The organism is Rathayibacter sp. AY1F9 (assembly GCF_002932155.1).
Lineage (GTDB): Bacteria > Actinomycetota > Actinomycetes > Actinomycetales > Microbacteriaceae > Rathayibacter.
The window spans coordinates 1-22,919 of sequence record NZ_PSVA01000025.1; the positions used below are offsets into that span (position 1 = coordinate 1).

A 22,919-nucleotide genomic window follows, 5' to 3' on the forward strand; every position below is an offset into this window, starting at 1 on the left:
TGCCGGTGCCCCCCTCCGCGGCTGAACACCGGACGACAGTGGGCCCACCGCGCGGCCTCGGCGCGCGGTGGGCCCACTGTCGTCCGGTGTTCAGCCGCGGAGGGGGGCACCGGCACGTCCGGGCCGCCGTGCCGGTCCTCCGAGCAGGCGCGGCGCCGGCTACCACAGCGCCGCCCGCCCGTGCACGGGGTGGCCCCGGAGGCGCGGCTCGCCTGGGATGGAGGGGAGCGGCCCGATCCGGGTGCCGCGGACGGAGGAGCCATGCCCGACCAGTACACGTTCACGAACCCCGCCACCCAGTACCCGGACGTGACTCCGCCGGTCCAGCAGCAGCCCGAGCCCGGGCTGCAGTCGCGGATGACCCCGGTGCCCGACCTCGGCGAGGAGAGCTACCGCGGCACCGGCAGGCTCGCGGGCCGCCGCGCGCTCATCACGGGAGCCGACTCCGGGATCGGCGCCGCCGTGGCCATCGCCTTCGCCCGCGAGGGGGCCGACGTCGCCCTCGCCTACCTCCCGAGCGAGGAGGAGGACGCGCAGCACGTGATCGGGCTGATCCGCGCGGAGGGGCGCACCGCCGTGCCGATCCCCGGCGATCTCACGAGTGCCGAGTACTGCACGCGGCTCGTGGCGGAGGCGGTCGAGGGCCTCGGCGGGCTCGACGCGGTGGTCAACGTGGCCGGCAAGCAGATCTGGAAGGAGGACCTGCTCGACATCACCGACGAGCAGTTCGAGGCGACCTTCGCGGTCAACGTCTTCGCTCCGTTCCGGATCATCCGCGCGGCACTCCCGCACCTGCCCGCGGGCGCCACCATCATCAACACGGCGTCGGCGGAGGCGCACAAGCCCGCCCCCGACCGCCTCGACTACGCGATGACGAAGGGCGCGATCAACAACCTCTCGAAGGGCCTGGCGCAGCAGCTCGCCGCGAAGGGCATCCGCGTGAACGTCGTGGCGCCCGGCCCGACGTGGACCGCCCTGCAGGTGAGCGGCGGCGTCGACCCCGAGAGCCTGCCCGACTTCGGCTCCAGCGAGTCGCCGATGGGCCGTGCCGCGCAGCCCGCCGAGCAGGCCCCGGCCTACGTGTTCCTCGCGTCCGCCGAGTCGAGCTTCGTCGCCGGCGAGACCCTCAACGTGAACGGCGGCATGGTCTCGCCCTGACCCGCCGCGCCGCCGCCGCTCGCTGCTGGACCGCCGAGACGCCTTGGTCCTGCTCGAGACACGGGCTCGCGTCAACCCTCTCCCGAGCGGCGGGGGGCGCGAGGTGCCATGGAGGGACCACCACGAAGGAGCACCATGAGCACCACGACCGTCCTCCCCATCGAGACCTACTCCGACGAGCAGGGCTGGCACAACCGCATCGCCCACGCCCAGGTCCCGCTGAGCCACCACGAGTCGCGCCAGGAGGCGGAGGAGGTCGGCGAGGAGATCGCCGAGCAGCGCGGCGGGGAGCACGTCGTCCTCGGCTGACGGCCGGCGCGGGGCGCGGCATGCGGTGCCCGGCCGGGGGACGCGCCCGGCCCGCAGGCGCCCGCTCCGCAGACGCCCCGTCCCGCGCGTGTAGCGCCCCCGACCCCGCCCGGTCAACCTTCTCGACCTCCCGGCCCCCTCCTCCCTAGCGTGGCCCGTCGTGCTCGCTCCCGAGCGCGCGACGAGAGGACGACATGGCCACCACGAGCGACGCCCCCGCGACCGGAGAGGCCGGCGGCACCTCCCTGCGCCGCCGCATCACCGGCCCGCTGCTCTACTTCTTCATCCTCGGCGACGTCCTCGGCGCGGGCATCTACGCCCTCATGGGCACGCTCTCGGCGGAGGTCGGCGGCGCCGTCTGGATGCCACTCCTGCTCGCGCTCGGCCTCGCGCTGCTGACCGCCGGCTCCTATGCCGAGCTGGTGACCAAGTACCCGAAGGCGGGAGGCGCGGCGGTGTTCGCGCAGCGGGCGTTCCAGCGCCCGATCGTCTCGTTCCTGGTCGGCTTCGCCATGCTCGCGGCCGGAGTGACCAGCGCGGCCGGTCTGTCGCTCGCGTTCGCCGGCGACTACCTCGGCACCTTCCTCGACGTGCCGACCGTGCCGACGGCCATCGTCTTCCTGATCCTCGTCGCGTGCCTCAACGCGCGGGGCGTCGCGGAGTCGCTGCTCAGCAACACGGTGATGACCGTGATCGAGGTCGGCGGCCTGCTGATCGTGATCGGATGCGTCGCGCTGCTGGTGGCGGGCGGAGGCGGCGACCTCGCCCGCACGGTCGAGCTCAGCTCCGAGCAGGCGCCGGCGCTGGCGGTGCTCGGCGCGGCGATCATCGCGTACTACTCCTTCGTCGGCTTCGAGACCTCGGCCAACATCGCCGAGGAGATCCGCGACCCCAGCCGCGTCTACCCGCGCGCGCTGTTCGGCTCGCTGCTGACGGCCGGTGCGGTGTACGTCCTGGTCGGCCTCGCGAGCTCGATCGCGCTGCCCGCCGACGAGCTGTCCGGATCCTCCGCCCCGCTGCTCGACGTCGTGACGGCGAGCGGAGCCGGGGTGCCGGCGTGGCTGTTCAGCCTGATCGCGCTCGTCGCGGTCGCCAACGGAGCGCTGCTGACCATGATCATGGCGAGCCGCGTCACCTACGGCATGGCGAAGGACGGCCTCCTCCCGGACGTGCTCGGCCGGGTGCTGCCGAAGCGCCGCACGCCGTGGGTGGCCATCGCGGTGACCACGCTGGCGGCATGCCTCCTGACCCTGGTCGGCGATCTGGCGACCCTCGCCGAGACCGTGGTGCTGCTCCTCCTGCTGGTGTTCATCAGCACGAACGTCTCGGTGCTCGTGCTGCGGCGCGACAAGGTCGAGCACGACCACTTCCGTGTGTGGACGGCGATCCCCGTGCTCGGCATCGCCTCGTGCGTGCTGCTCCTCAGCCAGCAGGACCCGATCGTCTGGCTCTACGCCGGGATCCTCCTCGTGGTCGGAGTCCTCGTGCACCTGGCGACCCGCCGCTCGTCCCGTCGCACCGCCTGATCCGCTGACGGTCCCGGCGGGGCCGCCGCTCCGCCGGACCGTCCCTCCCGACCGCCGCGCTCGCCCCGCGACCGGTCAAGCCCCTGGGCGGACGGCCGTCCGAGGCGTGGGATGGAGGGAACGGAAGGAACACGAATGACCGACACACCCTCCCGTGAGGAGCTGCCGCTCCCCGACTGGAACGACATCCCGCTCGCCACGCTCGCGGAGCGCATCCGCCCGCTCGACGAGGCCGGCCTCGGCGCGCTGCTCGCCTACGAGGAGGCGCACGGGCACCGACTGCCGGTGACGACGATCCTGCACTCGCGCCTCGAGCAGCTGCGCGGGGGAGCGGAGCCGGCAGGCAGCGCGCCGGAGTCGCTGCCCGAGGTGTTCCGCTCGTCGTCCGGATCGCCGGTCTCTCCGGCGACGTCCGGTCCGCCGATCAACCCGCCCTCGCACGGAGTGCCGACGAACCCGGCTCAGCCGCGCTGACGGCGGCGGGCGGAGTCGCGGTCGCGGCGGCTCCGCTCCCGCCGCGCGCTGCTCAGGGCCTGCCCAGCGCGCGCGGGCAGACTGTCCGGAGCCGATGACGGCGACCGGACGAGGGAGCAGTACCCGGAACGCGACAAGACTGACTCGTAGGAGCTGTCATGTCCTGGATCGTCCTCATCCTCTCCGGTGTCCTCGAGGCCGTGTGGGCCACCGCCCTCGGCAAGTCGGAGGGGTTCACCCGGCTCGGCCCGTCGGTCGTCTTCGGCGTCGGCGTCGTCGCGAGCATGGCCGGCCTCGCCTACGCGATGCGCGAGCTGCCCACCGGCACCGCGTACGCGGTCTGGGTCGGGATCGGCGCTTCGCTGACCGTGCTCTACGGCATGTTCTTCGGCGGCGAGGGCTTCTCGCTCGTGCGCACGCTGCTGGTCCTCGGGATCGTCGGCTGCGTCGTCGGCCTGAAGCTCGTGCACTGAACCGAGGCCCCCGTCCTCTCCTCCGCGAGAGCCGCTCCCGTACGCGACACGCCGACGGAGGCGCACCGGACTGGCATCTCGCCGAGGGTCCGAGGCCGGTGGTTGCAGGACGCCGCGCGTTCCACCTAGGCTCGGCGCATCAGGGGAGAACGATCGTTCTACGGTTCTCCCCGCCCCCCCAAGGAGGACTCATGCCCACTCGTACCGCACGCACCGCCTGGAACGGCTCGCTCGAGACCGGCGAGGGCCAGGTCGAGCTCTCGAGCTCGAAGATCGGCACCTACGACGTCTCGTTCCCCAAGCGCGCCGCCGACGACGCCAACGGCTCGACCAGCCCCGAGGAGCTCCTCGCGGCCGCCCACTCCGCCTGCTACGCGATGCAGTTCTCGGCCGTCCTCGGCCAGGCCGGCGGCACCGTCGAGGCGCTCGACGTCCGCGCCGACGTCTCGCTCGGCCCGGACTCGGCCGGCGGATTCAAGCTCACCGGCATCAAGCTCGTCGTGAGCGGCGAGGTCTCCGGCATCGACGAGGCCGCCTTCCTCAAGGCCGCCGACGAGGCCAAGGAGACCTGTCCCGTCAGCAAGGCGCTCACCGGAGTCGACATCACGCTCGACGCCACCTTCGAGGGCTGAGCCCCTTCGCACGTCACGAGCACCCCGTCGCGCATCGCGGCGGGGTGCTCGTGCGTCCGGCGCGGCCGCGGAGCGGCGTATCGAGACCCCCGCCCCCGCCGGCCGCCCGGCGCCCCCTGTCGTCAGACCGCCGCCGGCGCGTAGCGGAAGCCGGCGCCGAGGTGCTCCTCCGGCAGCCGGTCGCCGCGGCCGTGCAGCTTCTGGCGGAGGCTCCCCTCGACGTACTCCTCCGGGTACGCACCGCGGCGGCGCAGCTCCGGCACGATGAACTCCACCACGTCCTCGAAGGTGCCGGGCGTGATCGCGTAGGCGAGGTTGAACCCGTCCACGTCGGTCTCCTCGACCCACTCCTGGAGGTGGTCGGCGACCTCCGCGGGCGAGCCGACGACGAACGGGCCGAGCCCGCCGATAACGCTGAGCTTGGCGATGTCGCGGACCTTCCACTCCGAGCCGTCCTCGTTCGCCTCCTGGAAGTTGGCGACGGCCGACTGGATCGCGTTGCTCTTCACGTTGCCGATCGGCTCGTCGAGGTCGTACTGCGACAGGTCGATGCCCATCCAGCCCGACATGAAGACCAGCGCCCCCTCCTCGCTCCCGTAGGAGAGGTAGTCGCGGTGCTTCTCGTGCGCGGCCTCGCTGGTCTCGGCGGTGATGATCGTCAGCAGCGTGTAGATCTTCGCGGAGTAGCGGTCGCGGCCGGCCGCCTCGAGGGCGTCGCGGATGCGCGAGACGGTCGCCTTTAGGCCGGCCTTCGTCGAGGACGCGACGAAGATCGCCTCCGCGTTGCCCGCCGCGAAGCGGATGCCGCGCGGTGACGCTCCCGCCTGGTAGATGACGGGGGTCCGCTGCACCGACGGCTCCGAGAGGTGGATGCCGGGGACGGTGAAGTTCTTGCCGCGGTGCCCGATCTCGTGCACCTTCGCCGGGTCGGTGAAGACGCCCGACTCGCGGTCGCGGACGACCGCGTCGTCCTCCCACGACCCCTCCCACAGCTTGTAGAGCACCTCGAGGTACTCGTCGGCGACGTCGTAGCGGTCGTCGTGCTCGAGCTGGTCTTCGTGGCCCATGTTGCGGGCGGCGCTGGGGAGGTAGCCGGTGACAACGTTCCAGCCCACGCGGCCTTTCGTCAGGTGGTCGAGCGTCGACATGCGCCGCGCGAACGGGTACGGGTGCTCGTAGGCGGTGCCCGCGGTGATGCCGAAGCCGAGGTGCTCGGTCGCGGCGGCCATCGCCGAGACGAGGAGGATCGGGTCGTTGACGGGGACCTGCGCGCCGTGGCGGATCGCCGCCTCGTTCGAGCCGCCGTAGACGTCGTAGGTGCCGAGCACGTCGGCGATGAAGATGCCGTCGAACGTGCCGCGCTCGAGCAGCTTCGCCAGGTCGGTCCAGTACGAGAGGTCCTTGTAGCGCCAGGACTGGTCCTGGGGGTGGCGCCACATGCCCGAGGACTGATGGGCGACGCAGTTCATGTCGAAGGCGTTGAAGCGGATCTGGCGGGTCATGGAGTCGATAGTGCCCAGAAGAGCAGCGAACGGGTACCGAGCGCGACGCACGGCGTCACAATGCGACGCCCGTCGAGGCGCCCGGCGGGTCTGGGTGGTCGGCGACGTCCTCGACGAGCTGGCCGACCTCGAGGACCGCATCGGCAGCGCGATGATCGAGAGTCGGAACGGGTGATGCGCCGGGGCGCACCGCCCCCGTCCGCCGACCGGGCGGCTCCTCCTCCTACGCCAGCTCGCGCCCCAGGAAGCGCACGTGCTCGCCGATCTGGAACGCCTCGCCGCCCTCGTGGCCGTTGAAGGGGTAGACCCGGATCTCGCGGGGTCCGGCGTAGCGGTTGTAGGAGGCGTAGACGGTGGACGGCGGGCAGATGTCGTCGCGGAGCGCCACCGAGAACAGCGCGGGGGACTGCGCGTAGGGGGCGAAGGAGGTGCCGTCGAAGTACGAGAGAGTGTCGAACACGCGCGCCTCGGCGCCGCGGTGGGTGTGCAGGTACTGCACGATCTCGCCGTACGGCATCGTGTCGACCAGCCGCACGGCGTGCGGGATGTGGGAGAGGAACGGCACGTCGACGATCGCCGCGCGCGCCGACTCCGACTCGCCGAGCAGGCCCAGGATCCCCGTGACGGCCAGGGCGATCCCGCCTCCCTGGCTGCCGCCCGAGACGGCCACGCGGGAGGCGTCGACCGCGGGGTGCGCGCGCAGCACGTCGAGCGCTCGGACGGCGTCGGTGAAGACGCGGCGGTAGAAGTGCTCCGCGGGCGACTCGATGCCCTGCGTCATGAAGCCGGAGACGTGCGGCCCGCTGCCCACCGGGTCGGGCGTCGCTCCGGAGCGGTGCCCGGACCCCTGGCCGCGGGTGTCCATGACCAGGTGCGCGTAGCCGGCGGCCGACATCGCGGTCCACTCCGCGAGCTGCCCGCGGCCGCCTCCGTAGCCGATGAAGGTCACGAGCCCGGGGAGGGGGCCCTCGACGCCGCGGGGGAGGATCAGCCACGCGCGGATCGGGTGGCCGCCGAAGCCGGAGTAGGTGACGTCGAAGGTGTCGAGCAGTCCGAAGCCGGCGTCGACCCGCTCGAGGCGCGGCTCGGTCGCGACGGCCCTCGCCTCGGCGATCGTGTCGCGCCAGAACTCGGCGAACCCGGCGGGCTCGGCGATCTCGGGGGCGTACTGCTCGAGGAGGTCGAGCGGGAGGTCGTACTGCGGCATCACGGACTCCTTCTCGGGCAGCGGCGCCCGAGGACCGAGGCTACTGGAGGCACGGGCCCACCTGGGTGCGGCGTGGGAGAACGCCGCAGAGCGGAATGCCTGGGCACCCTCCGCGTTCTCCTCAGCATGACGACGTACGGAATCATCGGAGCAGGCAACATCGGCAGCCAGGTCGCACGGGCGGTCATCGCCCTCGGGGACGAGGTGGTCATCGCGAACTCGCGCGGCCCCGAGACCCTCGCCGACCTCATCGCGGAGCTCGGCCCGAAGGCCCGCGCCGCCACGGCACAGGAGGCGGCCGAGGCCGCCGAGATCGCCGTGGTGACGGTGCCGCTGAAGAACCTCGAGGAGGTGCCGGTCGCCCCGCTCGCCGGCAAGATCGTCCTCGACACGAACAACTACTACTTCGAGCGCGACGGCCGCATCGAGGCGCTCGACAAGGGCGAGACCACGACCAGCGAGATGCTCCAGCAGCACCTCCCGGAGTCGAAGGTCGTCAAGGCGTTCAACCACATCATGGCCGCCGACATCACCACCGACGGCACCCCGGTCGGCACGCCCGACCGCCGTGCCCTCGCGACGTCGAGCGACTACCCCGAGGCGATCCACTTCGTGACCGACCTCTACGACCGGATCGGCTTCGACACCGTCGCGATCACGCCGCTGAGCGAGTCGTGGCGCGTCGAGCGCGACCGCCCCGCCTACGTGGTGCGGCAGAACCGCGAGGAGCTCGAGGCCAACCTCGCGAAGGCCCCCCGCACGGTCTGATCCAGCCACTCGGAGGGGAGCGGAGCTGCGGCGCCGCTCCCCTTCTGCATGTCCGGACGGCGTCGGAGGCGCGCCCGGGACGGCTCCCTCGGCGCTCGCCGCCGCCGGGCCTGCGATAGTCGAGAGGACCAGCCACGCACCAGAGAGCCCCGATCGGGCTCCGAGAGGAGAGGCCTGCCATGCCCTCGACACCCCGTTCCGTCCCCTCCCGCTCCGGGCTCTCGCGCCGCAGCGTCGTGATCGGCGGTCTCGCGGTGCTCCCGCTGCTCAGCGCCTGCACGCCCGACTCCTCCGCTCCGGACGACGCTCAGCAGGAGGCGCCCCGCACCCGCACCGCGGCTCCGAGCGGGCCGGTGGCGCTCGCCCCGGACGCGCTCGCCGCGAGCGCGGCCCTGTTCGCCGCGGCTCCGCTGGTCGTCCTGGTCGAGGACGTCGCCGAGTCCCGCCTGCGCGCCGCCCAGGTGAGCATCGCCTGGGGCGTGCCGCTGCTGGTCGGCTCGGCGGGATCCGGAGCGACGGCCGCCCCGACCGCGGACGCCGCGGCCGCGGGATCCACGGCTTCCGAGACGCCGTCCGATCCGGGGGGCCCGTCCGACTCCGCGACCGGATCCGCCACCCCGTCCGCCACACCGTCCTCCACCGCTCCGACCTCCGACGCCCTCGCCGCCGAGTTCGCCCGCCTCGGCGTGACCCGCGTGCTCGCGATCGGCGACGTCACCGCGCCCGAGGGCGTCGACGTCGTCGCCTCCGCCTCCGACGCGGCCGCCCTCAGCACCGCGTCCGGCCTGACCGTGACCGACCTGGCGCTCGCCGACCTCGCCGCCGCGGCGCCGTCCACCGCCTCCGACGCTCCCTTCGGCGCTCTCCCGGCCCGGGCCGACGCCCTGACCGGCCTGCACGCTCTCGCCCGCGCGCAGGACGCCGACGTCGCCGCACTGGCGACCGCCCGCGCGGCCGGCGTGCCCGTCACCGTGGTCGACGGCGACGACCTGCTCGCCTCGGGCGGAGCCGTGACCGCGATCGCCCAGGCCGACGCCTCCTGCACGCTGCTGCTCGGCCCCGTGCTCGCCGCCCAGCCCGAGCCCGAGTGGGCCGTGCGCGCGGCCGCGAGCGGCTGGCAGCTGCCGGGCGGCGGCCAGCGGATGTTCGGCGGGCACCTCTTCGTCGCGATCTACGGCACTCCGGGCGCTCCCGTCCTCGGCGTGCTGGGGGAGCAGGGCCTCGAGCCCACGATCGCGCGGGCGGAGGCGGTGGCCGAGCCGTACCGGGCGCTCACCGACAAGAAGATCGTGCCGAGCCTCGAGATCATCACCACGGTCGCGGCGGGCGACCCCGGCAAGGACGGCGACTACTCCAACGAGCTCGACGCCGCCGACATCCGCCCCTACATCGACGCGGCGCAGGCGGCGGGGATGTACGTGGTGCTCGACCTGCAGTCGGGGCTGACCGACTTCCTCACCCAGGCGAAGCAGTACGCGGACCTCCTGTCGCTGCCCAACGTCGGCCTCGCGCTCGACCCGGAGTGGCGCCTGCTGCCCGGCCAGAAGCCGCTGCAGCAGATCGGGCGCGTCTCGGCCGCCGAGGTCGACAGCGTGTCGGAGTGGCTGGCCGACCTGGTGCAGAGCGAGGGGCTGCCGCCGAAGATGTTCGTGCTGCACCAGTTCCGGCTGTCGATGCTGCAGGACCGCGACAGCATCCGCCGCGACCGGCCCGAGCTGGAGTTCCTCATCCACGTCGATGGCCAGGGCTCGCAGCCCGACAAGCAGGCGACCTGGGACGCGCTGCACGAGGGCGCCCCCGAGGGCATCGGCTGGGGCTGGAAGAACTTCTACGACGAGGACGCGCCCATGCTCACCCCCGCCGAGACCATGGCCGAGGTGCGCCCCCTCCCCGACCTCGTCACCTACCAGTAGGCGGATCCCGAGGGCGGGCGTCAGCGGCGCAGGAGCTCGCCGGAGACGACGCCCGCCTCGACCTCCTCGAGGGCGCGGCCGCGGGTCTCGGGCACGCGCTTCCAGATGAAGACGAGCGCGAGCAGGCCGACGGCGCCGAACAGGAAGAACGTTCCGGTGATGCCGACGCCGGAGACGAGGGTGGGGAAGAACAGGCCGAGCACCGCGTTCGTGATCCAGTGGCAGAAGATCGCGATGCCGACGCCGACGCCGCGGATCCGCAGCGGGAAGATCTCGGACAGCATCACCCAGGTGACGATGTTGAGGAACGTCTGCATGCTCCCCACGAACGCGACGACCAGCACCAGGATCACGTACGGCCGCGCCGGGTTCCCCACGGGGAGCGCGACGGAGGCGATGCCGATCAGGAAGTGCATCGCGGTGGTCAGGGAGTAGCCGAGCAGGAGGGTCGTGCGGCGGTTCATCGTCTGCATGAGCCGCAGCCCGATCAGGCCGCCGATCACGGCGATCGCCCCGGGTGCGATGTTGGCGACGAGCGCGCCGTCGTGGTCGAAGCCCGCCTCCTTCAGCACCGACTGGCCGTAGTACATGATCGAGTTGATGCCGGTGAGCTGCTGGGCGACTCCGATCCCGATGCCGACCAGCAGGATGCGCACCGCCCAGCGCTCGCGCAGCGCCTGCAGCAGGGGGATCCTCGGGCCGTCCTTCGCGCCGATCGAGCGGGCGATGGTCTCCGCCTCCGCATGGGCCCGGTCGGGCGTCCGGATGGTCGTGAGCACGTCGAGCGCCTCGTCGCGGCGGCCGTGCGCGATCAGCCAGCGCGGCGACTCCGGGACCCGGGTCATGCCGAGCAGGAGCGCGGCGGCGGGGAGCGCGGCGACGGCGAGCATGATCCGCCAGACGCCGGGCAGCTCGCCCCAGACGGTGCCGATGACGGCGTTGGCCACGAAGGCGGCGAGCTGGCCGATCACGATCATCAGCTCGTTGCGGCCGGCGAGCGAGCCGCGGATCTCGGAGGGGGAGATCTCGGAGAGGTAGATCGGCACGACCACCGAGGCGCCGCCGACGGCCAGTCCGAGGACCGCCCGCCCGAGGACCATCACGCCGAAGCCCGGCGCCACCACGCAGACCAGGGCGCCGACGAGGAAGAGCACGGCGAGGAGGCGGATCGTGGTCCGCCTCCCGAGGGCGTCGGCGAGGCGTCCGCCCGAGATCGCGCCGATCGCGGCGGCGAAGAGGAGCGAGCTGGTGACGACCCCCTCGGTCAGCGCGGTGAGGCCCAGCTCGGCCGACATCGGCTCGAGGGCGCCGTTGATGACGCCGGTGTCGTAGCCGAAGAGGAGGCCGCCGAGGGTCGCGATGAGCGCGATGAGGCCGAGACGCCGAGTCGGCGCCTCCAGGGAGGTGGTGGTCATCCGCTCACTCTGACGCATGGCCGCGCGGTGAGCGAACCCTGGACCGTCGGGGGAACCCGGTGTAGCGGGTCCCCTCGACGGCCCGAAGCCCCTCGGCGGCAGGGAGGGGGGAGGGAGCGTGCGGAGGGGGTGCTCAGGAGGAGACGCGCGCGCCCTCGCGCAGGCCCTCCTCCTTGGCCTGCTGCACCAGGGCGGCGATGCGGCGGCGCGAGCGCGAGCGCCCGGCGAGCAGCGCCGCGAGGATGAGGCCGACCCCGAGGATCACGAGCAGCTGCGGGACCGGCACGGCGGCGACCGTGATCGACTTCGTCACGGGAGCGGTGGCGACCGGCTCCTGATCGGCGGCGGCGACGGTCGGTGCGATGGTCAGGTCGGCGCCGACCCCGAAGAGGGGCCAGATGCCGTCGAGCTGCACCGAGACGCTGCGCCGGTCGCCGGGCAGCAGCTCCTGCTGGGGCGCGTCGGCCGCGACGACGGGGGCGGTGGCGCCCTGGGCGCTCGCCGTGCCGTCGAGCAGCAGGCGCACGTTGCCAGTGTTCACCACGTCGGCGACGAGCGAGAGGGAGCCGGGCTGGAACGGGTTCCAGGAGAGGCGGTAGTCGCTGGCCAGGTCCTCGACGGAGAAGGAGGGGGTCACCTCGCCGGTCACGCGGGTCATCACGCGGAAGCCGATGCGGCTCTCCACTCCGACGTTCGCGCCTCCCGCCTCGGTGCCCTGCGAGAGCACGGAGGCGGCGATGCCGGCGGCGTGGTCGCCGGGGGTGGCGTTGTCGGGGACCGTCACGGTGAACGGCACCACGCCGCTGCTGCCCGGATCGACGGTCACGGTCTCGGGGGCGGAGATCCACAGCCCGGCGTCGACCGACTCCTGGTCCGAGTTGAGCATGTTGAAGCGGCCGGTGTCGGTGAAGTAGCCGTCGGCGCTGGTGATGCTGAAGGTCACGGGCTGGTCGCTGAGGTTCCGCACGACCGCCTCGTCCGAGGCGCTCGCGCCGGGGGCGAGCTCGAGCTCGACCCACGCGCGCTTGTCGGGGACGCCGTCGGTGGAGGGGCTGACCGCCCAGGTGATCGCTCCGTCGGCCGCGACGGCCGCCGGAGCGACCCCCGCGCCGAGGAGGGCGACGATCAGCGCGAGCAGCGCGGGGAGGAGCGGGCGGCGGGGAGCGGCGGAGCGGCGCGGAGCAGTCATCAGAACCTCATGGTCGCACGGGGGAAGCACGACGCGGCCGGGCGGGCGGGCCCGGCCGCGTCGGCCGTGGTGGGATCGCGGCCGAGGGAGTGCGTCCCCCGGCCGCGACGGGTCACTCGAAGAGCGACAGGGTGATGGTGGACGAGTACGCGCCGGCGTCCACGTTCACGGGGGTGCGGAGGAAGAGGTCGGCGTCGGCGCTCCAGGAGCCCTCGGGGTTGACCTGCTGGGAGTTGCTGGCGACGATCGCGAGCAGCTCCTTGCCCTTCAGGCCGACGCCGTTGGCGCCGCCGTCGATGGCGGTGCCGACCTCATCGCCCGCGGCGACCTCGCCGAGGTCTCCACCGTCGACCAGGTCCGGGGTCCAGCCGAGGTTCTCGGCGCCGATGGTCGAGCCGTCGGCCGACGTGAAGTCGCTCGCCGTGCCGATGACGTACCACGCGGAGTCGGGGGAGACGTCCGCGGCGTCACGGGTGTCGGTGACCGTGACGGTGGGCAGGGTGCCGGTGAACTGGCGGCGGACGTTGTCCGAGCCGGTCTCGGTCAGCGTCGTCGAGTCCGCGGCGACGGTCATCGAGAGGGCGCCGGTCCCGGGGAGGTCGGCGATCTCGACGTTGATGTCGACGTCGTCGTTGCCGTAGTTGACCTCGGCGGCGAACGCCGTTCCGGCGACTCCGAGCAGGAGGACGCCTCCGGCCAGTCCAGCGGCTCCGCGGATCAGAAGGGATCGGGTGTTCATGTCGGGTGTTCTCCGTTCTCCGGCCGGCGTCGTCGCCGGCTCGATCTCAATGGGTGTGGGTCGTGCCCGCGGATCAGCTGCAGCTGGCCGCGGAGTAGGGGGCGGTCGCGGAGGCCGTGGCCGGCTTCCCGCTGATGAACGCGGTCGCCGTGGCGGTCGCGGATCCGTCGGTCACGCTCGTCGCCCGGGTGGTGAAGGCGGCCGAGACGGTGGCGCCGGGAGCGACGTCGGCGAAGCTCTTGGAGCCCCACGTCGTGCCGATCACGATCTTCGCGGCGAAGGCGTTCGGGTTCGTGGCGGTCGCGGTGACGACGATCTTCCCGGCGGCGCAGCGCGTCGTGGAGGTCGTGGTCACGGCGATCGCGGGTGCCGAGTCGGTCACGGGACCGACGGAGGCGGAGGCCGTCGCCGGCGTCCACTGCGGCTTCGCGGCGGTCACGGCCACCGAGATCGTCGCTCCGCGGTCGGCGGCGGTGAGCGTGTAGCTCGACGCCGTCGCCCCGCTGATCGCGGTCCCACCGCGCTTCCACTGGAAGCCGGTCGCCGTCCACGGGGAGGAGGCGGAGGCGGTCAGCGTGCTGCCCACCGTCGCCTTCCCCGTGATCGAGGCTGCGAGCGGCGCGGTGTCGACGATCGTCTGCGCGGCGACGCTGGTGAGGGTCGGGACGACCTTCTGCATGAGCCCGGTCGTCTTGTCGAAGGTCACCCGGTCGATCGTCGTCTCGCGGTGCTGGCCGTCTCCGCCGGGGATGGCGAAGCGGTGGTAGGCGATGTACCAGTCGTCCGTGCCGGGCACGTTGACGATCGAGTTGTGGCCCGTGGCGAGGATGCCCTGCGAGGTGTCCTTCTCGAGGACCACGCCGCGGTAGGTCCACGGTCCGTCGACGCTCGTCGAGGTGGCGTAGCCGACCTTGTAGTTCTCCGAGCCGGTGTCGTCGATCGAGTAGGTGAGGTGGTACAGACCGTCGCGGTAGTTCAGGAACGCACCCTCGCGGAAGTCGGTCAGACCGCTGATCTTCTTGATCGTGCCGGTCTTGATCGAGAGCATGTCGTCGGACAGCTCCCCGTAGAGCGGGTCGCCGTTGCCCCAGAAGAGGTAGCTCTTGCCGGTCTTCGGGTCGGTGAACGCGGCGGGGTCGATCGCCTGGCCGGACCGCACGGACTCGCCGTTGGTGATCATCGCGGTCGGCTGCGCCGTGAACGGGCCCATCGGGCTGTCCGAGACGGCGACTCCGATCGTCTTGCGGTTCAGCGAGGAGTTCTCGCCGGAGAAGTAGAAGTAGTACTTCCCGTTCTTCTCGATGATCGTCGGCGCCCAGGCGTTGCCGGTCGCCCACGGCACGTTGCCGTTCGCGCCGTCGAGCGTCAGGAAGGGCTGCTCCGAGCGGGTCCAGTCGATGAGGTTCTTCGAGGACCAGGCGTAGAAGGTCTTGCCGCCCCAGCCGGCGAAGCCGTCCGAGGTCGCGTACAGGTAGTAGGTGTCGCCGAAGACCGCGATGTTCGGGTCGGCGTTCAGGCCTGCGAGGACCGGGGACTTCATGACGACGGCCTTCAGGGTCCAGGTGGTCGCGGTGCCGCCGGCGGCGGGCGTGAGCACGACCGTCTGCGGGGTGGAGAGGTCGCGGACGGTGCCGGAGGCGGGGCTCGCCGTGACGCCGGCCGCGGTGGAGAAGGTCGGGGTGAGCTTCGTCAGGTCGGTCCCCGGCTTCACCGGGAAGGTGACCGTCCTGCTCGCCGAGTCGACGATCGGGGCCGTCTTCAGGACGTCGCCGCTGAGCGACAGGTCGACCAGGGCCGACGTGTTGCCGGAGGCGGCGAGCACCTCGGAGGCGCTGAGGGCCCGGTTGTAGACCGAGAACTCGCGGATCTGGCCGCGGAAGCGGTTGTCGGCGTCGTAGTTCGAGCGCCCGATGTAGTTCGCCGAGGTGGAGCCGCCGCCGATGTCCTTCGGGTCGGTCGTGACGGTGCCGCTGGCGACCTTCACTCCGTCGAGGTAGATCGTGCCGGTGGTGCCGGAGAGCGTGTACGTCAGGTGCGCCCAGGTGCCGCGGGGGAGGGCCGAGCCGCCGGCGACGGTCTGCTCGGTGGTGTAGTTCCCGGTCGCGATGCTGGTGCGGTAGTTGTTGCCCGAGGTGAAGAGGTAGCCGTCGCCGGCGCCGTTCGTGGTGTTGCCCAGGCCGTAGAGGAAGTAGGCGCCGCCCTGCGCGGGGTCGATCCAGACGTCGGACTGGATGGTGAGGTCCGTCACTCCGGCGAGCAGGTCGTTCGGCAGCTTGACGTAGTCGTCGGTGCCGTCGAGCTGCAGGGCGCCGTCCTTCCAGGTGCCACCCGAGGGCAGCGTGCCGTTCTGGTTGTTGCCCGAGCTGTCGCGCACCGTGGTGCCCGAGCCGCCGTCGAAGGTGTAGCGGAGGATCTCGCCGGCCGCGTTGACCGGCTTCGCGGCGGGGCCGGTGCTGCTGGTGCCGTAGGCGGCCGTCAGGCGCGCCTCCTCAGCGCTCGAGAGGCGGAGCACCGAGCCGTGGCGGAAGGGCTTCGAGAACGAGTACGTGTTCGCGCCGGTGGTGCCGACAGGAAGCGCCGTGAACCGCATGTCCGCGAGGGTGTCGGTGACGTAGGCGGAGTAGCCGAACGAGTCGCCCATGACGACCCAGCGGCCGTCGGGCAGCTGGTAGACGGTGAGGCCCTCGAGGTGGTCGGAGAGGCCGCGGGACTTCTCCTCGCCGAAGCCGATCACGCGGGTCCAGGGGCCGGCGAGACTCGGGGCCTTGTCGACGACCGTGCGCCAGTCGGCGGTGGAGAAGCGGTAGTACGTGTCCCCCTCCTTCGCGATGGTCGTGTCGATGATGCTGCCGCGGCTCCCGCCGCCGGCGGCGGGGTTCTCGTCCAGCCAGACCTTCGGGGTGGAGAAGCCGACGAAGTCGCGCGTGGTCGAGACGTAGACGCGCTGGGCGGAGGCCCCGCCGGTCAGCGTCTTGTCGCGGGCGGCCCAGTAGACGTAGTACTGGCCGGTCGCGTCGTCCCAGATCGCCTCAGGAGCCCAGACGTTGCCCGCGTCGGGGAAGCCGGCGAAGACGATGCTCTGATCGCTCCAGTTCACGAGGTCCGTCGAGCGCCAGACGACGAGGTTCTTGCTCGCGTTGGTCTGGTCCCAGGTGCCGCCGGGAGCGGTGCCCTCGGCGTGCAGGTCGGTGCCGATGATCCAGTACTCGTCGCCGGTGGGGGAGCGCACGAGGTGCGGATCGCGGACGCCGAGGGTGCCGCCGAGGTTGGCGAGCACGGCCTTGTCGTTGTTGAGCTTCGACCAGTGCAGGCCGTCGGTGCTGGAGCCGAAGTAGATCTTCTCGTAGTCGGTCGAGGCGAAGTGGGTCCAGAGGTAGCCCGCGTCGTACTCGGTGTCGAGGTCCGCGGGAGCCGCGGTCACCGTGACGGGCAGCTGCCGGGTCGCGGTCGTGCCGGCGATCGTCGCGGTGAGTGTGACGGGCGTGGCGGCGGACCGGCGCTTCACGACGCCGGTCGTGCTGAGCACGGCCGAGTTCGAGGAGGCCCAGGCGACGTCGTAGGAGCCGGCCTTCGCGGGCAGCGTCACATTGCCGCGGACGTCGCCGGAGTTGACGATCGAGAGGGCGTCCAGCGCCTTCTGGGCGTCGGCGTTCACGTCCTTGGCGGGCACGGTGGCGGTGAAGGTGCGGGTGGCCGTGGCCGAGCCGCGGGTGGTCGTGGCGGTCAGCTCGACCGAGGCGACCCCGGTCGCGGGCGGCGTGACGACTCCGCTGGTCGAGACGACCGCGGAGTTGCTCGAGGCCCAGGCGATGGCGGAGCCGTTGGGGCCGGTCGTCGGGAGGGTGAGGTTCGCGGAGACCGAGGAGAGGCTCCCGAGGTCCAGGGCGGCGGAGTCGCGGGAGACGCGCGTGCTGTCCGGGGCCTGGAGGGTCGCGACGTCGGCCGCGCTGAGCGCCGTGCTGTAGACGCGGAAGTCGCGGACCGAGCCGGCGAGGGTCTTGTCCGCCGTGTAGACGGAGCGGCCGATCGCGTTCGCGGTGGTGGTGCCGTTGCCGATCGCGGCGGGAGTGATGGTCACTCCTGTCTGCTGCGCGACCTGGGTGCCGTCGAGGTAGAGGCGTGCGGTGTCGCTCGCGTCGTCGAGCGTGTAGGTGAGGGTCTTCCAGACGCTGCGCGCGAGGTTCGCGTTGGAGTTGACGGTCTGCTCGGTGGTCCAGTTGCCGGTGGCGATCGAGGCCTTGTAGCCGTTGCCCGTCGTGTAGAGGTAGCCGTTCCCGGCGCCGTTCGTCGTGTTGCCGAGGCCCCAGATGAAGTAGGGCGTGCCCTGGTTCGCGTTCACCAGGACCTCGGTGCTGACCGTGATCGAGTTCAGGCCCGCGAGCAGGTCGTCGGGCAGCTTGACGTAGTCGTCGGTCCCGTCGAGGGCGACGCCCGCGGCTCCGCGAGGAGCGGCTCCGTTGACGAGCGTGCCGGTGCGGCCCTTGCCCGAGCTGTCGGCGACGGTCGTGCCGCTCGTCTCGTCGAGCGCGTAGCGCAGGACGAGGCTGTCGGAGGGAGCTGCGCTCGCCGACTGGGCCGTCAGAAGGGGGACGGTGAGGGCCACGGCCGTCACGAGGACGAGTGGTCGCAGGAAAGGCTTCATCGCGCTTTGCTCCAGGGTCGGCACCATTGCTGAGGGGAGGGAGTGTGCCGGCTTCGTACGCGGCAATGTTCACGGTAACACTATGTTGACGACAACGTGAAGAGCCTAACCGGATCATTTCCCGACACTCCAGAGGAGAGGCGAACCGGTTCGACGAATCCCGGGTGCATCCTGGAGCGACGCGTACGCCGATGTCCGGTCGGATCAGCCGCGGTCGACGTCGCGCGAACGGCTCAGCGCGCGGTCCATCGCCCTCAGCGTCCGGAAGCCGGCCCGCTCGGCCACGGCCGCGCGAGCCGAGGGCGAGAGCGACGGGCTCGCGGCGAGCAGCGACGCGGCGAGGTGCACGCGCCGCTCGCGGAGGGTCGCGGCCACGGTCGTGCCCCGGCGGTGGAAGGCGCGGTCCAGCGTCGCCCGCGAGACGCGGAGCCGCATCGCGAGAACGCCGGCGGTGAAGTCCGCGTCACCCGCCTCCGCATCGATGACGGCGATCGCGCGGAGGAGGACGCCCTCGAGTCCGTCCTCCGGACGGGCGGGCGGCAGGCTCTGCTTGATCAGGGCCGACGCGGTCGCCTCGAGCGCGCGGCGCAGCTCGCTGAAGCCGGGATCGCCCGCCGCGAGGTCCGCGTTGAGGGTCGCGTTGACGAGGGAGACGAAAGCGCCGCTGTAGCTGTCGGCGGCGAGCAGGGTGCAGGACGGCCCGTCGGACTGTGCGCTCGTGAGGCCGAGCCTGCCCCAGGACGTCCTCAGCGCCAGCCAGGCGGAGTCCTCCTCCGCCCGGAACCGAGCGGAGTCGTCGCGTCGGAGGAGGGCGAGCCCGCCGGGCCGCAGACGAGCGGCCTCGAGAGGGCCGTCGACGACGATCTCGCCGGCGACCGGGACGATGAGGTCGACCTCGGCCCGGTCGGGGGCCGGGAGGGGCGGGTCGGTCCGGAGCGTGCCGGGTGTGTGCCAGAGGCGGCTCAGCCGGAAGCCGTCGACGGCGAGCACGTCCCCGGCGAGGTGCAGGGGCGGAGCTCCGTCGCTCGCCCAGCCGAGGCTCCTCAGCCACGCCTCCACGCGGGGACCGCTCAGCTGCAGCGTCTCGACGAGACCGCGCGGGGCGGCCGGCTGCTCGGAAGCGGTCACCGGGCTCCTTCGCAGCGGGGACGGGGTGCGCGGGCGGTGACCACGTTAGGCCGGGGGAGGGGCGCCGAGACGGGGTGGCGCGTTCCTCCTCGGACGAGGCGCCCGTCCTCGGCGGGAGGGCGGAGGCGGCCCTCCTCGCCCGCGGTCCGGCAGGACGCGGGCGGAGAGGGCCGCCGGGCGCGGATCAGCGGCAGTCGGTTCTCGCCTTGATCCAGTGGGGGTTCAGCGCGCCGTCTCCCTGGGCGGTGATCCCGGCCGCATCGGGGCCGGTGCTGGCACCGGAGCCGATCTTGGTCCACGTGTTCTGCGCCGTGCTGTAGTACCAGATGTCGCCGTTCGCCTTCACGGAGACGTTCCCATCCGCTCCCTGACCGTAGGTGCGGACGAACCCGGAGTTCTCCGGAACGGTCGCGAGCCGGGTGCCGTACTGCAGGACCCCGTCCTTGATCCAGTGGATCTCGAAGGTCCCGCCCGGCCGCTGGGTCAGTCCGGCGGCGCTCGGCTCGGTGCTGGCTCCGGTGCCGACGAGGTCCCAGACGTTGCCCTGCGGGGTGTACCGCCAGATGTCGCCGTTCGACTTCACGGCGATCGTGCCGCGGGTGCCGAGGCCGTAGACGCGGACGAATCCGGAGTTGGTCGGCACGGTGGCCGCTGCGGTGCCGTACTGCAGGACTCCGTTCTTGATCCAGTGGACGTTCAGGGTCCCGGCCGGGTTCGCGGAGATGCCGGCCGCGCTCGGCTCGGTGCTGGCGCCGGTGCCCAGAAGGGTCCACTCGTCGGCCTGGCGGTTGTACCGCCAGACGTCGCCGTTCGACTTGATGGAGACGTTCCCGTCCGCGCCCTGACCGTAGGTGCGGACGAATCCGGAGTTGTTCGGAACGGTCGCGAGCGCCTTGCCGTACTGGAGGACTCCGTCCTTGATCCAGTGCGCGTTGTAGGTTCCGTCCGGCTGCTGCGTGAGCCCTGACGTGCTGGGCTCCGTGGAGGCGCCCGTGCCGAGCTTCTGCCAGCCGTCCGACCGCCGGTACTGCCAGATGTCGCCGTTCGCCTTGACGGAGACGTTGCCGTTCACACCCTGCGAGGAGGTGTGGATGAATCCGGAGTTCTCGGGAACAGTGGCGAGGCCCGTGCTGTACTGCAGGTCGCCGGTCTGGCGGACCGGGAACGGGGCGTTCGTCTTCGCCGAGCCGCCGAAGGCGAGGGCCGAGCCTGTCGAGGGGCCGGCGATGACGCTGCCGGCGGGGATGGTGGCGACTCCGTTCGCGTCGGTCACGAAGGTGTCGGTCCCGCTCCCTCCGAAGCGGAAGCCGGGCGGGGTGTTCACCCGCACGGGGACGTTCGCGACGTTGCCGCCGGTGAGGGTCAGCGTGATCGGCGCCGTGTTGGGCATGCACGCGATCATGGTCGGGATGGAGCTGAACACGAGGGTCTGCGTGGCAGAGGCGGCGGCGGCCGGGGTGGCCGTCGCTGCGGCGATCACGGGCAGGGACCAGGTGGCGCCGGCGACGACGGTGCGTCGCCTCAGCGGACCCTGCTCAGCGGGAGAGTTGTCTGAAGTCACAGTGAAGCTCCTCGGTCTGTCTTCTCGCCGGCGGCCTGCTCGGAGGACGGTCGTCGTCCGCTCGGGCGCTTCGGCGGGTACGACGGGCGCCGTACCGCTGGGGAGTCTTCCCGCGGGCGGGCGGTCGGCCCAAGCGTTCGGGGGCAGGTGAGGAGGAAGTGGCGCCGCCGTGAGGAGGGAGTGGTGGGCTCCGGCGCCGTCCCGAGTCGCGATCGCCCTCCTGACCCGGTGATCCCGTCGGTCGCACGCTGCCGCCGGGGCGCCGCCGGCGCGGTGAGCGGGAGCGTCGCCGTCCGCTGTGACCGGTCCGGTGACAAACGGAGCACGCGCGGGCTGCGAATCACTCCCGTGGTGAGGCGTCAGCGTGCCCGCGAGGAGGGGGCGCCCGATGAGGTCGAGATCGGCCGAGATGTACCGGCGGATGGCCGAGCACTGGAACGGCGTGGAGGCCCGTTCTGGACTGCGGGTCGAGGCGACGGGCTCGCTCGGCTTCGAGATCGCCAGACTGTGGATTCCCGGTGGGTGCGTTCTCGAGCAGAAGCCGCAGTCGCGCTGCCCGCCGGGCGCGCATCTGCTGCTGGTCGTCGAGGGCGGAGGACGCATCCGACAGGACGGACGGATGCTCGAGTGCGGCAGTGGTGATCTGGTGGTCATCGACGCGGAGCCGCGGACCGGGGCGCGCTTCCCCCGCTCGACCGTGATCTACGCCTGGGTGCTCGGCGAGCGGGCGCTGGAGCAGCGCTGGATCACGGAGCGCTTCGGCGAGGTCCTGCCCGTCGCCGGCTGCTTCCTGGCCCCGGCGCGGGCGCTGATGAACGGTCTCGTCGACGGCGACCCCGCTCTGGCGGAGCAGCCCGCCGTCGCCCGGGCGGGCGAGGCCTTCCTGAAGGAGCTGGTCGAGGGCTCCGCACCGCGCAGGCGTCCCCGCGCCGAGGACGTCTACGGGGAGGCCATGGCCCTGATCGAGGAGCGCCACCGCGATCCCGCCTTCACCGCCGCCCGGCTCGCCCGCGAGCTCCTGGTGTCGGAGCTGACGCTGGCTCGCGCGTTCTCCTTCCTCGGACGCACGGCGGACGACGAGCTCGAGCGGCGCCGGGCGGGGACCCTCCTGCTCCTGATCGGCGGGCGGTCCCTGGCGACCGCCGACTTCGCGCGCGCAGCCGAGGAGGCGGGCTTCGCCTCCGTGGGGAGCGCTCACCGCGCGCTGCGGCGGCTCTGCCAGCGCCGCTGACCGTGCGGTCCCCGTGGCCGTCCTCCCGGTCCGGCGACGGCGTGCGGCCGGATTCCGAGCGCGAGGCGCGGAGGCCTGGGAGATCCGTGCGAACGTCCGGCGGTGATCGACAGATGAGGAATTCTGTTCGTTCGACGCGGAGGAGGCGGGAGATGGGGGCCGCAGAGGAGCGGATGCAGGCGTTCGCTCGCGCCTGGTACGAGCGCGGGACCGGCGCTCCCGGTCTGCGGATGGACGCAGCGGATGGACCGGGACTCGCGCTGACGCGGGTGTGGGGGCCGAACGGGATCAGGGTCGCCCCCTCGCCGTCGGTCGACAGGGCGGACAGGCCGGCGGGCGTTCACATCTCCCTGATCGTCGAGGGCGGGGGCGAGGTCGTCCTCGACGAGGGCGTGCTCGAGGCGACGCCGAACAGCGTCCTGCTCCTCGACGCCAGGGTCCCGGTGCGCATCGACTACCGGCGGCCCACCCTCTCGTACACCTGGAGCTTCGACGCCGCCGTGCTCGAGCACCGGTGGGTCCGCGAGCGGATCAACGAGGTCGTGCCGGTGCGCGAGTCGGTCTGGACGCCTGCCCGTGCCCTCGCCAACAGTCTGATCGAGGGCGATCCGGCCGTGCTCGGGGCCGCCGGCGTGAGGCGGGCGAGCGAACTGCTGCTGGAGGGGATCGTCGAGCACAGCGCTCCGCGGGTCCGGACCCGGAGCGCCGACCAGGTCTACGCGGAGGCGATCCCGGTGATCGAGGCGCGCCACCGCGACCCGGCGTTCTCCGCCGCGGTGCTCGCCCGGGAGCTGCTCGTCTGCCCCCGCATGCTCGCGCAGGCTTTCGCGTTCCTCGGCCGCACGCCGGCGGAGGAGATCGAGACGCGCCGGGCGGGCACCCTCCGGCGCCGGATCGGCCTGCGGCGGCGGGGCCCTGCCGACTTCGCCCGCCTCGCCGAGGAATGCGGCTACGCCACCCGCGAGCAGGCCGCGCTGACGCTCAGCCGCTCCGCCTCCTGAGGCCGGCGGAGCGCCCCGGACACGACGGCGCCCCCTCGTCCGCGGAGGGAC

At 72.4% G+C, this 22,919-nt stretch carries 19 protein-coding genes and 1 riboswitch; of the genes, 11 read left to right on the forward strand and 8 right to left on the reverse strand.

Annotated features, from left to right (window positions below):
* Positions 1-261: 261 nt before the first annotated feature.
* The 6 genes from C5C37_RS14065 (at position 262) to C5C37_RS14090 (ending at position 4,572) form a co-directional block, all read left to right on the forward strand.
* On the forward strand, positions 262-1,158 hold the full coding sequence (locus C5C37_RS14065) for an SDR family oxidoreductase (RefSeq protein ID WP_104227027.1): 897 nt from the start codon (positions 262-264) through the stop codon (positions 1,156-1,158).
* Positions 1,159-1,293: 135 nt separating this feature from the next.
* Positions 1,294-1,467 carry a DUF2188 domain-containing protein gene (locus C5C37_RS14070; RefSeq protein WP_181065496.1) on the forward strand — a complete coding sequence of 58 codons (174 nt, stop codon included), beginning with the start codon at positions 1,294-1,296 and terminating at the stop codon, positions 1,465-1,467.
* 194 nt (positions 1,468-1,661) lie between these two features.
* Complete coding sequence (locus C5C37_RS14075) at positions 1,662-2,993, forward strand: APC family permease (protein WP_104339129.1); 1,332 nt, start codon at positions 1,662-1,664, stop codon at positions 2,991-2,993.
* A gap of 135 nt (positions 2,994-3,128) precedes the next feature.
* A complete protein-coding gene (locus C5C37_RS14080) occupies positions 3,129-3,467 on the forward strand; it encodes a hypothetical protein (protein WP_104339130.1) in 339 nt (112 codons plus the stop codon).
* Positions 3,468-3,552: 85 nt separating this feature from the next.
* A riboswitch (guanidine-III (ykkC-III) riboswitch) is annotated at positions 3,553-3,616 on the forward strand.
* Between the two features lie 9 nt (positions 3,617-3,625).
* The gene (locus C5C37_RS14085) at positions 3,626-3,940 is read left to right on the forward strand and encodes a multidrug efflux SMR transporter (RefSeq protein WP_104222377.1); all 315 of its coding nucleotides are present in this window, start codon (positions 3,626-3,628) and stop codon (positions 3,938-3,940) included.
* A gap of 191 nt (positions 3,941-4,131) precedes the next feature.
* Positions 4,132-4,572, forward strand: coding sequence for an OsmC family peroxiredoxin (locus tag C5C37_RS14090; RefSeq protein ID WP_104247811.1), 441 nt, complete (start codon positions 4,132-4,134; stop codon positions 4,570-4,572).
* Positions 4,573-4,694: 122 nt separating this feature from the next.
* Here the strand turns inward: C5C37_RS14090 and C5C37_RS14095 are convergent, their stop codons facing one another.
* Positions 4,695-6,074 (reverse strand): LLM class flavin-dependent oxidoreductase, encoded by a 1,380-nt coding sequence (locus tag C5C37_RS14095; RefSeq protein WP_104247810.1) that lies wholly within the window; start codon positions 6,072-6,074, stop codon positions 4,695-4,697.
* Between the two features lie 10 nt (positions 6,075-6,084).
* Here C5C37_RS14095 and C5C37_RS17620 point away from each other — a divergent pair, with 10 nt between their 5' ends.
* Positions 6,085-6,249 carry a hypothetical protein gene (locus C5C37_RS17620; protein WP_181127427.1) on the forward strand — a complete coding sequence of 55 codons (165 nt, stop codon included), beginning with the start codon at positions 6,085-6,087 and terminating at the stop codon, positions 6,247-6,249.
* Positions 6,250-6,297: 48 nt separating this feature from the next.
* On the opposite strand, the gene C5C37_RS14100 is transcribed toward C5C37_RS17620, so the two are convergent.
* Entirely contained in the window at positions 6,298-7,281 is a 984-nt protein-coding gene (locus tag C5C37_RS14100) for an acetylxylan esterase (RefSeq protein ID WP_104222380.1), read from the reverse strand.
* Positions 7,282-7,407: 126 nt separating this feature from the next.
* On the opposite strand from C5C37_RS14100, the gene C5C37_RS14105 reads away from it, so the two are divergent.
* Complete coding sequence (locus C5C37_RS14105) at positions 7,408-8,049, forward strand: NADPH-dependent F420 reductase (RefSeq protein WP_104222381.1); 642 nt, start codon at positions 7,408-7,410, stop codon at positions 8,047-8,049.
* Positions 8,050-8,228: 179 nt separating this feature from the next.
* Positions 8,229-9,962, forward strand: a complete 1,734-nt coding sequence (locus C5C37_RS14110; RefSeq protein ID WP_104339131.1) for a hypothetical protein — start codon at positions 8,229-8,231, stop codon at positions 9,960-9,962.
* Between the two features lie 20 nt (positions 9,963-9,982).
* On the opposite strand, the gene C5C37_RS14115 is transcribed toward C5C37_RS14110, so the two are convergent.
* The 6 genes from C5C37_RS14115 to C5C37_RS14140 form a co-directional block, all read right to left on the reverse strand.
* Positions 9,983-11,377, reverse strand: coding sequence for a sugar porter family MFS transporter (locus C5C37_RS14115; protein ID WP_258060020.1), 1,395 nt, complete (start codon positions 11,375-11,377; stop codon positions 9,983-9,985).
* A gap of 133 nt (positions 11,378-11,510) precedes the next feature.
* A complete protein-coding gene (locus C5C37_RS14120) occupies positions 11,511-12,566 on the reverse strand; it encodes a WxL protein peptidoglycan domain-containing protein (RefSeq protein WP_104273667.1) in 1,056 nt (351 codons plus the stop codon).
* A 112-nt stretch (positions 12,567-12,678) separates the two neighbouring features.
* Positions 12,679-13,305, reverse strand: a complete 627-nt coding sequence (locus C5C37_RS14125) for a hypothetical protein (protein ID WP_104227017.1) — start codon at positions 13,303-13,305, stop codon at positions 12,679-12,681.
* 73 nt (positions 13,306-13,378) lie between these two features.
* Positions 13,379-17,947, reverse strand: a complete 4,569-nt coding sequence (locus C5C37_RS14130) for a family 43 glycosylhydrolase (protein WP_181127428.1) — start codon at positions 17,945-17,947, stop codon at positions 13,379-13,381.
* Between the two features lie 204 nt (positions 17,948-18,151).
* Positions 18,152-19,075: a helix-turn-helix domain-containing protein gene (locus tag C5C37_RS14135; protein WP_104222387.1), complete on the reverse strand. Its 924-nt coding sequence runs from the start codon at positions 19,073-19,075 to the stop codon at positions 18,152-18,154.
* Between the two features lie 184 nt (positions 19,076-19,259).
* Positions 19,260-20,636: a hypothetical protein gene (locus C5C37_RS14140; protein ID WP_104339132.1), complete on the reverse strand. Its 1,377-nt coding sequence runs from the start codon at positions 20,634-20,636 to the stop codon at positions 19,260-19,262.
* A 388-nt stretch (positions 20,637-21,024) separates the two neighbouring features.
* Between C5C37_RS14140 and C5C37_RS14145 the strand changes: the two genes are divergently transcribed.
* Both C5C37_RS14145 and C5C37_RS14150 read left to right on the forward strand, forming a co-directional pair.
* Positions 21,025-21,867, forward strand: a complete 843-nt coding sequence (locus C5C37_RS14145) for a hypothetical protein (RefSeq protein ID WP_104247804.1) — start codon at positions 21,025-21,027, stop codon at positions 21,865-21,867.
* Between the two features lie 152 nt (positions 21,868-22,019).
* Positions 22,020-22,868: a hypothetical protein gene (locus C5C37_RS14150; protein WP_104339133.1), complete on the forward strand. Its 849-nt coding sequence runs from the start codon at positions 22,020-22,022 to the stop codon at positions 22,866-22,868.
* Positions 22,869-22,919 lie beyond the last annotated feature (51 nt).